At 45.9% G+C, this 11596-nt stretch carries 12 protein-coding genes; all 12 read right to left on the bottom strand.

The window, feature by feature from the left end:
• Positions 1-10: 10 nt before the first annotated feature.
• The 12 genes from ispG to EIH25_RS03850 all read right to left on the bottom strand — a co-directional run bounded on the left by ispG (position 11) and on the right by EIH25_RS03850 (position 11476).
• Complete coding sequence (ispG, locus tag EIH25_RS03905) at positions 11-1051, bottom strand: flavodoxin-dependent (E)-4-hydroxy-3-methylbut-2-enyl-diphosphate synthase (protein WP_124098756.1); 1041 nt, start codon at positions 1049-1051, stop codon at positions 11-13.
• Positions 1052-1065: 14 nt separating this feature from the next.
• Complete coding sequence (locus EIH25_RS03900; protein WP_124098754.1) at positions 1066-2106, bottom strand: site-2 protease family protein; 1041 nt, start codon at positions 2104-2106, stop codon at positions 1066-1068.
• A 24-nt stretch (positions 2107-2130) separates the two neighbouring features.
• Positions 2131-3285, bottom strand: coding sequence for a 1-deoxy-D-xylulose-5-phosphate reductoisomerase (locus tag EIH25_RS03895; protein WP_206425679.1), 1155 nt, complete (start codon positions 3283-3285; stop codon positions 2131-2133).
• Positions 3286-3455: 170 nt separating this feature from the next.
• Positions 3456-4283, bottom strand: a complete 828-nt coding sequence (locus tag EIH25_RS03890) for a phosphatidate cytidylyltransferase (protein WP_124098750.1) — start codon at positions 4281-4283, stop codon at positions 3456-3458.
• A 41-nt stretch (positions 4284-4324) separates the two neighbouring features.
• Positions 4325-5065, bottom strand: coding sequence for an isoprenyl transferase (locus tag EIH25_RS03885; protein WP_243113079.1), 741 nt, complete (start codon positions 5063-5065; stop codon positions 4325-4327).
• 3 nt (positions 5066-5068) lie between these two features.
• Entirely contained in the window at positions 5069-5623 is a 555-nt protein-coding gene (gene frr / locus EIH25_RS03880) for a ribosome recycling factor (RefSeq protein WP_124098748.1), read from the bottom strand.
• 58 nt (positions 5624-5681) lie between these two features.
• Entirely contained in the window at positions 5682-6386 is a 705-nt protein-coding gene (pyrH, locus tag EIH25_RS03875; RefSeq protein WP_124098746.1) for a UMP kinase, read from the bottom strand.
• A 186-nt stretch (positions 6387-6572) separates the two neighbouring features.
• Positions 6573-6968: a secondary thiamine-phosphate synthase enzyme YjbQ gene (locus EIH25_RS03870; protein WP_124098744.1), complete on the bottom strand. Its 396-nt coding sequence runs from the start codon at positions 6966-6968 to the stop codon at positions 6573-6575.
• An 18-nt stretch (positions 6969-6986) separates the two neighbouring features.
• Positions 6987-7997, bottom strand: coding sequence for an NAD(P)H-dependent glycerol-3-phosphate dehydrogenase (locus EIH25_RS03865; RefSeq protein WP_124098742.1), 1011 nt, complete (start codon positions 7995-7997; stop codon positions 6987-6989).
• Between the two features lie 20 nt (positions 7998-8017).
• Positions 8018-8704: a glycerol-3-phosphate 1-O-acyltransferase PlsY gene (gene plsY / locus EIH25_RS03860; RefSeq protein WP_124098740.1), complete on the bottom strand. Its 687-nt coding sequence runs from the start codon at positions 8702-8704 to the stop codon at positions 8018-8020.
• Between the two features lie 11 nt (positions 8705-8715).
• Positions 8716-10047, bottom strand: coding sequence for a ribosome biogenesis GTPase Der (der, locus tag EIH25_RS03855; protein ID WP_124098738.1), 1332 nt, complete (start codon positions 10045-10047; stop codon positions 8716-8718).
• Positions 10048-10096: 49 nt separating this feature from the next.
• A complete protein-coding gene (locus tag EIH25_RS03850) occupies positions 10097-11476 on the bottom strand; it encodes a DUF512 domain-containing protein (protein ID WP_279254428.1) in 1380 nt (459 codons plus the stop codon).
• Positions 11477-11596 lie beyond the last annotated feature (120 nt).

Below are 11596 nucleotides of genomic sequence, written 5' to 3'. Positions count from 1 at the left end.
TTCAACTTCCTTACAGCTTTTCAATTTCAGAAAGCAGAGCCTCCAGCGCTTCGCTTTCATCTACCTTTCTCAGCATCTGTCCTTTTCTGAACAAAACAGCGCAGCCGTCGCCCCCGGCAATTCCTATGTCAGCCTCGCCAGCCTCGCCGATTCCGTTTACCGCGCAGCCCATTACGGCAACCGTTATATCCTTGTCAATGTCCTTCACGGCTTCCTCTACCCTTCCCGCAAGAGCTATAAGGTCTATTCTGGTTCTTCCGCAGGTGGGGCAGGACACGATTTTAACTCCTCCGTCCTTGCCCAGAGCCTTCAAAATATCCTTAGCCGCATATATCTCCTTTACAGGGTCGTCGGTCAGGGAAACCCTAATAGTTTCACCTATACCGTCAGCCAGCAAAGAGCCTATCCCTATAGACGACTTGATAATTCCTATTCTTTCGGTACCCGCTTCGGTAACCCCAAGATGAAGCGGATAGCTGCATTTCTCCGCAAGGCTCCTGTACGCCTGTATCATATTGACAACATTTGAGGATTTTATTGAAACGACTATATCCTCAAAATCGCATTGTTCAAGTATCCCAATATGCCGCAGCGCGCTTTCAACAAGAGCCTCAGGCTTGGGAGAGCCGTATTTTTCAAGCAGGTCCTTTTCAAGCGAACCCGCGTTTACGCCTATTCTTATGGGAATATTTCTGCTCTGACAAGCCTTTACTACCGCCTTTACCCTGTCCATTAAACCGATATTTCCCGGATTTATTCTTATTTTGTCCGCTCCCGCTTCAGCAGCGGCTATTGCAAGTCGATAATCGTAATGAATATCGGCAACCAGAGGAATGTTCACCTTTTCTTTTATGGCGGGAATCAGCCTTACGGCTTCCTTGTCGGGTACTGCCGCTCTTATTATCTCGCAGCCTGCTTTTTCAAGCCTTGCCGCCTGTTCTGCCGAACGCTCAACCTCTGAAGCCGGAATATTCAGCATAGACTGTATATAAATTTTCTTTCCGTCAAGCGTAAGCTTTCCGACCTTAACAGGCCTCACCTGTCTGTTCATTTTGTATTACCTCGCTAAAATATCTTTACAACATCGCTGACCGTTACAACTATCATCAGCAGCATAAGCGCAGTAAGCCCTATGAAATGCACCATGCCTTCCTTTTCCGGAGGTACGGGCTTCTTTCTGACGGCTTCGATCAACAGAAAAATCAATCTTCCGCCGTCAAGAGCGGGCAGCGGCAGCAAATTAAACAATCCGATATTTATAGTGATAAACGCGCCGAGAGAAAGCATCTGTTCCGATAAGGCGCGCCAGTCTATGCCTGTTTCCTCATCAGTTTCACTGTCGATAACGTCACCGATAACGTCTACTATTCCCACAGGACCCGAAAGATCACGTATAGAATATTTTCCTGTAACCAGATCGGCAAGCGAAATATATATCAGTCTTGAATAGGTCACGCCCTGCTTAAACGACTGAGAGATCACGGTAAGCGGAGAGGCCTCCAGCGGTTTTACAAAGAAATCAATATGAAGACTGCTGTTTTCAGTATCAAAAGCAACGTCGGTCAATTGCAGCTTTTCGCCGTCTCTTTCGACTGTCATATCAAAAACGCCGTCTTCATCATTCTGGAACTGATAGCTTATATCCATGGCGGTATAAATTCTCATTCCGTTGATCTTTATGATCTTGTCGCCCTCCTCAAGTCCGGTGAGGTGAGACCTTGCGTTTTCGCTTTCAAATTTGGACACTGTAGTAGAGGTTATCGGAGCCGTCAAAGACGTATAGATTATAAGCAGAATAAAGCCGAGAATAAGATTCATAACGATTCCGGCTACTACTATTGCCATACGCTTAGGCAGCGATTTTTTACAGAACGCCCTACTGTCGCCGCTCTCGGCGTCCTCGCCTTCCATTGAACAATATCCGCCTATCGGAAAAAGCCTTAACGCATAAAGAGTTTCGCCTTTCTGCTTCTTTAAAAGAGCGGGCCCCATTCCTATGGCAAATTCGTTTACCTTTACTCCGCATTTCTTTGCAACTATAAAGTGACCGAATTCATGGATCAGAATTATAACTTCAAAAATTATCAGTGCAAAAAGAATTTTCATTTGATGCCGCCTTTCATAACATATTTATATCTGAGTTTTTCCTATTTTTTTATACACATAGTTTCTTGCCTCCGCGTCAGCGCGCAGCACGTCGTCAAGTCCGGCTATTTCTTTTCGCTCAAGCTTCTCAAGCGCTCCGCAGACCAGCTTTCCTATATCGAGAAAACCTATCTTACCGTTAAGAAAACATTCAACCGCCGCTTCGTTCGCCCCGTTTACAGCCGCCGGCATTGTTCCCCCGACAGTAACAGCCTTTATACACGCTCTCAGGCAGTCGAAGGTTTCATAATCCGGCTTAGCGAAAGTAAGCGTTCCGTAATCCGTAAGGGACAGGGGTTTGACCGGACATTCTGTGCGTTCGGGATACAGCAGTGCATACTGTATCGGTATTTTCATATCCGGAACGCCAAGCTGAGCTATAACGGAGCAATCGTTGTATTCCACCGCGGAATGTACAACGCTCTCCCTGTGAACCACTATCTCGATCTGCTCCGGCTTCAGTCCGAACAGATGCATAGCCTCTATAAATTCCAGACCCTTGTTCATCAATGTAGCGGAATCAATAGTTATTTTGTTTCCCATAGACCAATTGGGGTGATTTAGCGCGTCGGCAACAGTAACGTTTTCAAGCTCGCTCTTCTTTTTTCCGTAAAAAGGTCCGCCGGAAGCGGTAAGGATTATCTTTTTTACCTGCTCTCTTTTATTTCCCTGCAAGCACTGAAAAACCGCCGAATGCTCGCTGTCTACCGGGAATATCCTGACTCCGTTTCTTTCCGCGGCTTTTATGACAAGCTCGCCGCCCGTAACAAGGGTTTCCTTGTTTGCAAGAGCAATATCTGTTTTATGCTCTATGGCAGTCAGCGTCGGCTCCAGTCCAACCATTCCCACAACGGAATTAAGCATTATATCAACGCCGTCAAGAGAGGCTATAGCTTTCAGGCCGTCCATTCCGCTGAGTATCTCAGTCCTTTGTCCCGAAAGCCGTTCTTTCAAATCACCGACCTTATCATTACGGTAAACGCATACATATTCCGCGCCGAACTCAGCCGCCTGCTTTGCCAGCAGCTCTGTGTTTGAACGTGAAGCCAGCGCTTTTACTTTAATATTATGCTTGCGGGCAACCTCTAATGCCTGAGTCCCTATAGAACCGGTAGAACCTAATACGGTGATTGTTTTCATAATAACTGCCGCCTTTGCGGGCTTTCTCCTCTCAGCAGAGATTTCACTCTTTCCATTGTTATCCCGGTCAAACTCTGAACCGGCTTTTTAACGCTCAATAGGGGTAGTCCGACCAAGCCTTACGCTTGAAGCCGTCCGCCCCTATTATAATTGATTCCGGTTTGCTGTTATTAAATTATAAGTCCCTGTGTAAACATATAATACATAAACGGCGCCACAAGCAAAACGCTGTCAAAACGATCCATAACGCCGCCGTGACCCGGCATTATATTTCCGAAATCTTTGATATCGCACTGACGCTTTATCAGAGAAGCCGTCAGATCGCCTAAAAGACCTATAAGCGCGCATCCGATTCCTGCGAGGAACACCATAATGTAATTGACCGATTCGCCTTTCAGTACGAAATCATAGAACAGACTGATTATAATAAGAAGAATACCGTTGCACAGAACTCCCCCTATAACTCCCTCCAGGGTCTTTTTAGGGCTGATCTTGGGGCAAAGCGGAGTCTTTCCGAAAAATGTTCCGACGAAATATGCGCCGGAATCCGCAAGCCACGCGCCGCAGAGAGTAAGCACAAGCATGAATACTCCGGTTTTCTTGTAAGCAGACATATAAAGCAGCGTATCCATCGAATAAGTTATAAGCATGGTTATACCGATCATTACAAACAGGTCTGTATACTTGAATTTATCGTATGATTTCAGGTACAAGGCAAGCATCGCGAGAATAAACAGACCGAAATAAAATCTGTCGTTTATAAAATTCAGCCAGTCATGCCTGTGAAATATCCCCATAACCGCATTCAGAAACGCGTATCCGTAGCACAAATAAGACTGAATTTTATGCTGATCGTATTTTGTCGCTTTAAAAAGCTCATAAATAGCAGCCACAGAAATAAAAGCAATAGCAATATTAAACACAAACGTCTTATGAAGTATCAGCAATACGACCGCCGCGGCAATAGCAACCGCAGCCGAAATAATTCTCGTATACATAATAACCCCATCCTTTCAGTATAAAATCAAACGCCGCAAAATTATATTCCGCCGAATCTGCGGTTACGTTCATTATAAGCAGCCACAGCGTTTTCCAAATCCTTTTTTGTAAAATCAGGCCAAAGAATATTTGTAAAATAATATTCAGCGTAAGCCGACTGCCAGATAAGAAAATTTGAAAGCCTCTGTTCTCCGCTGGGTCTGATAATCAGATCCACATCTGGAATCCCCTCGGTATACAGTCTGCCTTGAATCAGCTCCTGAGTTATATCCTCAGGCGATAGCTCTCCGTTCTGAACGCTTTCCGCAATTTCCCGTACAGCGTGGACTATCTCATCTCTGCCGCCGTAATTTATCGCAAGAATAAGCGTCATTGAATCAAAATCCTTAGAATCCTCTTCAACCCGATTCATTTTTTTCTGAAGCCTCGGACTCAGCATTAATCTGTCGCCGATAAAACGCACTCTAATATTCTCGTCAATAAAATCCCTGACCTCGTCAAGATACTTTTCAAACAGATCCATGATCGACTTGACTTCGTCGGCGGGACGCTGCCAGTTTTCCGTGGAAAATGCATAAAAAGTAATGTACCGTATACCGATCTCCTTCGCGCTGCGGGTTATGGCTCTGAAGGTTTTTGCTCCCTCGCGGTGACCATATTTTCTGGGCATTCCCCGTTTTTTTGCCCATCGTCCGTTACCGTCCATTATAACTCCCACATGAACGGGAACCGACATATCTTTTTTTAACGCTTCTTTTTTACTTACCGACATATTATCCATGTATTAAATTGAAAGCACCTCTGCTTCCTTTTCGGAAACATGAACGTCGATCTGCTTTACAAATTTATCCGTAAGCTTCTGGATCTGCTCCTCGCAGTCCTTAAGATCGTCTTCGGTGATCTCATTGTTCTTTTTCATTGCTTTGTATTTTTCCATAGCGTCGCGTCTGATAGACCTGATAGCAACCTTGGTATCCTCGCCCGCCTTCTTAACGTCCTTAACGATCTTTTTTCTGTCCTCCTCGGTAAGCTGAGGAAAGGTCAGACGGAGCACAGTTCCGTCGTTCTGAGGGTTAATACCTATATCGGAAGCCTGTATTGCCTTTTCGATCTGGCTCAGCGTAGATTTGTCCCACGGCTGAATAACTAACACTCTCGCCTCAGAAACCGATATAGCCGCCATCTGATTGACCGGAGTAGGAGCTCCGTAATAATCAACTCTTACTTTATCAAGTACGGCAGGATTAGCTCTGCCCGCTCTTATCGCCGAAAAATCCGAAAGCATTACGTTCACTGACTTTTCCATTTTCGCCTTTGCTTTTTCTCTGATTTCCTTCATAAAATCCATTCCTTTCAAATGTTTATACAAATATGCGCTCAAGCGCTTTCAGCTGATATTACTTAACTACAGTACCGATATTCATACCCATGCAGGCGTCGTAAATATTATCGGGTCTGCCAAGATCGAATACGAGGATAGGAATATTGTTGTCCTTGCACATTGCTGCCGCGGTCGAATCCATAACCGCCAGGTTCTTTGACAGTATATCGTTAAAGCTGAGAGTATCGTACTTTACCGCATCGGAATACTTATGAGGATCCTTGTCGTAAACTCCGTCCACCATAGTAGCTTTGAAGAAGATGTCGGCTTCGATTTCGGCAGCTCTCAGCGCGGCGGCCGTATCTGTGGAGAAAAACGGATTTCCCGTTCCGCAGCCGAAAATTACAACTCTTCCCTTTTCAAAATGTCTCATCGCCTTGTTTCTTATATAAGGCTCGGCAACCTGAGGCATTGAAATAGCCGTCTGGACTCTTACCTCAAGACCGCAGTTTTCCAAAGCGTCGGCAACCGCCAAAGCGTTCATAGCCGTAGCAAGCATACCAATATGATCGGCTCTTGTCCTGTCCATAGCTCCGCTGGAACGGCCTCTCCAGAAATTTCCGCCGCCTACGACAACGCCAACCTCAACGCCGGCGTCTACGCATTTTTTTATGCTCTCTCCGAAAGAAGTCATAACGTCGTAATCAAGACCCGTTTTCTTATCTCCGGCGAGAGCCTCGCCGCTTAATTTCAGAAGTATACGCTTGTATTTCGGTTCCATAAAAAGCACTCCTTATTTTTAAATCGTCGTAATATTAACATAATTACTCATATTAAAATTATACAATATTTAATATCAAATGTAAAGTGGTTTTTAAAATAAATTTCAGAAAAAGCAAGCAGAAAAAATAAAAAGTCCTGTCCGCCGCAAACGCTTGAAACGCCTTGCGGCGGCAGGATCTTTATCTCAGCCTTTTAAAATCTTTACTGAAAATCTTCTGTTTCTAGGACCGTCAAACTCGGTGAAATATATCCCCTGCCATGTGCCCAGCAGAAGAACTCCGTCCTCGATTATCACCGTAACGGACGAGCCGATACAGCTTGCCTTAAGATGCGCCGCTGAATTTCCCTCGGAATGGCGGAACTGGGGACGGTCCGGGTAGGTTTTATCAAGCGCATACAGCAGATCGGTCACAACATCAGGATCCGCGTTTTCATTTATTGTAATTCCGGCGGTAGTATGGGGACAGTAAACTACCGCGATTCCGTTTGAAACTCCGGATTCGATCACCGCCTGTCTTACATAGCTGGTTATATTATAAAAATTTTTACGCTCGGTGCGAAGATTGAAATTATAAACCATGATAAAAGCTCCCGTATTTTATTTCTGTCCAAGAAAATCAGATTCCGTTTCGTTTTTGGAGGGTCTGTCCATAAGCGCGGATATTGCGTTTATCGCCTTTCCGCCCTCGAACAGCACCTTGTAAAGCTGCTCCGTAATGGGCATTTCAATGCCCATTTTTTTCGCAAGCTTATATGCGTTTCTTGTACAGGCATATCCTTCAACGGTTCCCACGCGTTCAACGGCCTCCTCGGGAGAAACCCCCTGACCGATCAGTATTCCCGCGCGCCTGTTTCGGCTGTGCATGGAGCAGCAGGTAACTATCAGATCGCCGATCCCGCTCAATCCGGCAAAGGTTTCCGTTTTGGCTCCCAAGGCGGCTCCGAGCACCGAGATCTCACGAATACCTCTTGTCATCAGCGCCGCCTTAGTATTGTCGCCCATTCCAAGTCCGTCGCTTACTCCTGCGGCAAGCGCGATGATATTTTTCAGCGAACCGCCCAGCTCGCAGCCTAAAACGTCATCGTTTACATAAATTCTGAATGTGCGGTTTGTAAGCGTATTCTGAACGTAATAGGAAACCTCCCTGTCAGGAGAAGCTACCACTATAGTGGTAGGTATGCCCCTGGCAAGCTCTTCAGCGTGAGACGGACCCGTAAGAATCGCATATCTGTTATTCGGAAAAGTTTCCTCCATAACCTGACTCATGGTCTTGAGCGACCCTGCCTCCAGCCCCTTGGCAGTGTTTACAACTATCGACCTGCCGTCCGCATACTTCGCCGCGCGTTCGCATACGTCGCGGCAGAAAGAAGTAGGTATGCCCATAATGATCAGGTCTTTACCCTTTACGCAGGAAATATCGGTAGTAAGCGCTACCTTTTCCGGAAGCTTCACTCCGGGAAGCTTTGCCTTCAGCTCCCCTGTTCTTTTTATGGTGTCTATCTCGTCCTGAAATTTTGACCATACTGTTACCGTATGTCCGGCATTGCTGCACATAACTGCAAGCGAAAGCCCGAATCCGCCCGAACCAAGTATAGCTATATCCGCCATAAGTCAACCCCCGTTTCAAATTATTTATCGTTATCCGTATTCTCTTTCGTTTTCTTTCCGCCGCTGAAGCTGAATTTATTTTCAGTTCCTTCCTTCAGCCTCTTTATATTCGGTCTGTGCATATAGGTAATGAGAAAAGCAATGGCAAGAGCCATCAGCATATTCTGCCACGCTCCGTCAATATGTCTCAGATACTGAGTAAGCATTGTAAAGATAGGATAAGAAAAAGCCGCAACGATCGACCCTACAGAAACATATTTCGTTAACGCTACTACGACGGCAAATACCAGGACGGCAAAAAAACAGGTAAGAGGGTCTATCGAAATCAGCGTAGTTGCCGCAACAAGAACGCCCTTTCCGCCGTGAAAGCCGTAAAATATCGGAAAAATATGCCCCAGCATTACGGCAATACCCGCAACATAACCTATAAAACGGTCATTATTGAAGAAAGTAACGTCAAAAACGTGAGTAACAATACCGCGGCAGACCAGAACGGCGCAGATTCCCTTGGCAAGATCCAGAAGCAATGTGGCAACGGCCGGTCCCTTGCCGAAAACCCTCAGAACGTTGGTAAGTCCGGCGTTATTAGAGCCGTAATCGCGTATATCAGCCTTTTTCCAGATTTTGCAAACGGTAATTGCCGAATTTACGCTGCCAAGCAAATAAGAAAACACCAGAGTGAAAGCAATACTGAGAAAGTAATCCATAGATATTCTCCTTATTTTACATCGTTTCTGTCGCGCTCGCGGACTTTGATCACAATAGGAGTCCCGTCAAGCGCAAAGGTTTCCCTGATCTGGTTTTCTATATACCGCTGATAAGAAAAGTGAAACAGATCCGCCCTGTTTACAAAAGCGACAAATGTAGGCGGCTTGGTGGACGCCTGAGTCATATAATATATTTTCAGACGTCTGCCCTTATCCGACGGAGGCTGAACCCTGGAGGTAGCATACGCCAGCACGTCGTTGAGTCTTCCGGTTGGAATTCTTATTGAATTCTGCTGAGCGACATACTTTATCATCTCAAAAAGCTTATTGATACGCAGTCCGGTTTTTGCAGAGATAAACACAAACGGAACATAGCTCATAAAGCTGAAATCGTCGGCCAGCTTTTTCCTGAATTCGCCCATTGTATTGGTATTCTTTTCGATCGCGTCCCACTTGTTTACGGCAACTATGCAGCCCTTGCCCTTTTCATGAGCGTAGCCTGCAACCTTTGAATCCTGTTCGGTAAATCCGATCGCCGCGTCTATAACTATTACCGCAACGTCGGCTCTGTCCACCGCCATATACGACCTTAGAACGCTGTATTTTTCAATGCTGTCGAGAATCTTTGACTTGCGCCTGATACCGGCGGTATCAATAAACACAAACCTTCCCTCTTCATTTTCTATAAACGTATCGGTAGCGTCCCGCGTCGTTCCGGCAATATCCGAAACTATGACCCTTTCCTCGCCGCAAATTCTGTTGATTATTGATGACTTGCCCACATTAGGCTTTCCTATTACCGCGACCTTTATGGTATCCTCCCCGTAATCCTCTTCGCTTTCCTCGGGAAGATATTTCAGCACCTCGTCCAGAAGATCTCCAGTTCCATGCCCGTGAACCGAGGAAACCGCGACTGGCTCGCCAAGACCGAGATTATAAAACTCATAAAACTCCACAGGAGGCTCGCCTATACTGTCGCATTTATTTACGCACAGAACCACCGGCTTTCCAGACTTCTGAAGCATCGCCGCCACGTCAAGATCGTTGGCTGTAACGCCGCCGCGCATATCGGCGACAAGGATTATAACGTCCGCTTTCGTTATGGCAAGCTCTGCCTGCCGCCTCATCTGCGAAAGAATGACATCGTCAGAATCGGGTTCTATTCCGCCGGTATCCACCAGCATAAATTCATGACCCAGCCACTCGCATTTTGAATATATCCTGTCACGGGTCACACCCGGAGTATCCTCTACAATTGAAAGCTTCTGTCCGATAAGCTTATTGAAAAGCGTAGACTTTCCCACATTCGGACGTCCTACAATCGCAACTATCGGCAATGACATTCTATCATCTCCCAACTTACCCAAAAGACCTGCGGTCTTTAGTTTTTATTCAATATGAAATACCGAGTATCTTATCCAGATATTCAAAGCCGTCGTTGGCGCTGGAGGAAATTTTTATATCAAGCGCTTTCTCGGCGTCCGACACCGTCAGGTCGTCAAGAAAAACAGGTTCATCAGCCTTAAGCATAACTTTGGGTATTATCAGCTCGTCGCCAAGCTCCGTACCCTTAAGCTGATCTATAAGATCGCCGGCGGTAACAAGTCCGGCAACGGTGATAGTTTCCCCGAAAAAGCGATTTATAATTCCCTCTACCCGTATTTCCACCTGCGGAAATCTGTCCATTATCATCTCAGCAAGCATTCGATGAAAGTCCTCGGCGGCCTTTCCGGTAGCCACGGTAACCTTCCGCTTGGAAATATTCTCATTGCAGCCCTCCATCGCCTGAACCACCTCGTCATACAGAGAGCGCATTAGTCCCACGCCGTTTTCGTACTGAGGATAGTCTTCATAAAACTCAGTCGGAGGAAGCTCTCTTTCAGCCAGCAAATAAAATTCGTCGGCGGGAAAAGCCATTCTGGTTCCGTATTTTTCAAGACATTCCCGCTGCTTATTTTCAATAATGCAGATTACGTTTTCCGCACCGCTTTTATCAAAACAGGTCAAAGGAAAAAGACCCTCGCGGTACTTTGTAAGTCCTACAGGAACAACTGCCACCGACTGTATATTGGGCATCAGCTCTGACAAATCGTCAAGGGTGCGCTCAAGCTCCGCCCCGTCATTGATTCCCGGACAGCAAACTATCTGGCAGTTCATCATCAGGCCGCTGTCCGCTATCATTTTCAGATATTTGAGCTTTTCGCCCGCAAAGCGATTGTTCATCATCCTGCACCTGAGCTCAGGATTTGTGGTATGGACCGAAACGTTTATATTCAGACGCATATCGATTATCCTCTGAATATCCTTATCGTTAAGGTTAGTCAGCGTAACGTAATTCCCGTGAAGAAACGAAAGCCTTGCGTCATCGTCCTTAAAATACAGCGTTTCTCTCATTCCGGGAGGCATCTGGTCGATAAAGCAGAAAATGCACTTATTGCAGCAGGTACGCTTATCGTCCATAAGAAACGAAGCAAATTCAAGACCGAGATCGTCGTATTCGGATTTGACAACGACCTTTTTCAGCGTTTTTTCACCGCGCTTCAGCAAAAGCTCGGTCCTGTCCTCGGCGGAATAAAACATATAATCAAGAACATCACTGATCTCATGTCCGTTTACGCTTATCAGAATATCCCCTTTTTTTACTCCGGCGCGGAATGCAGGACTGTGTTTTACAATATCTGTGATTTCAGCCGACATACTTTTTCTGCCTTTCATAACGGCAAAACCGCTTAGCGACCGCGAATAAGAACGCAAAATGTCATACGGCGGCACTGCCTGATACTTTCATATACGTAAAAAGCAGAGAAGGAAGCGAATCCTCCTCTGCCCTCAAAGCTCCGCTATAAAAATAGCAGAGGTAAAGCCGCAATCAAGCAACCGGCAATCAAAGAA

The sequence above is a fragment of the Ruminococcus sp. Marseille-P6503 genome, from assembly GCF_900604945.1.
Taxonomy (GTDB): Bacteria; Bacillota; Clostridia; order Oscillospirales; family Ruminococcaceae; genus FB2012.
Note: the sequence above shows the minus strand (reverse complement) of the source record. Positions and strands in the feature narration are given on the sequence as shown.

Bases quoted from the DNA above. Each gene is read 5' to 3' on its own strand.
- EIH25_RS03885 (WP_243113079.1), bottom strand. From the start codon at position 5,065: ATGGATAATATGTCGGTAAGTAAAAAAGAAGCGTTAAAAAAAGATATG.
- EIH25_RS03895 (WP_206425679.1), bottom strand. From the start codon at position 3,285: ATGAAAACAATCACCGTATTAGGTTCTACCGGTTCTATAGGGACTCAG.
- plsY (WP_124098740.1), bottom strand. From the start codon at position 8,704: ATGGATTACTTTCTCAGTATTGCTTTCACTCTGGTGTTTTCTTATTTG.
- EIH25_RS03900 (WP_124098754.1), bottom strand. From the start codon at position 2,106: ATGAAAATTCTTTTTGCACTGATAATTTTTGAAGTTATAATTCTGATC.
- EIH25_RS03870 (WP_124098744.1), bottom strand. From the start codon at position 6,968: ATGGTTTATAATTTCAATCTTCGCACCGAGCGTAAAAATTTTTATAAT.
- pyrH (WP_124098746.1), bottom strand. From the start codon at position 6,386: ATGGAACCGAAATACAAGCGTATACTTCTGAAATTAAGCGGCGAGGCT.
- frr (WP_124098748.1), bottom strand. From the start codon at position 5,623: ATGAAGGAAATCAGAGAAAAAGCAAAGGCGAAAATGGAAAAGTCAGTG.
- der (WP_124098738.1), bottom strand. From the start codon at position 10,047: ATGTCATTGCCGATAGTTGCGATTGTAGGACGTCCGAATGTGGGAAAG.
- ispG (WP_124098756.1), bottom strand. From the start codon at position 1,051: ATGAACAGACAGGTGAGGCCTGTTAAGGTCGGAAAGCTTACGCTTGAC.
- EIH25_RS03890 (WP_124098750.1), bottom strand. From the start codon at position 4,283: ATGTATACGAGAATTATTTCGGCTGCGGTTGCTATTGCCGCGGCGGTC.
- EIH25_RS03865 (WP_124098742.1), bottom strand. From the start codon at position 7,997: ATGGCGGATATAGCTATACTTGGTTCGGGCGGATTCGGGCTTTCGCTT.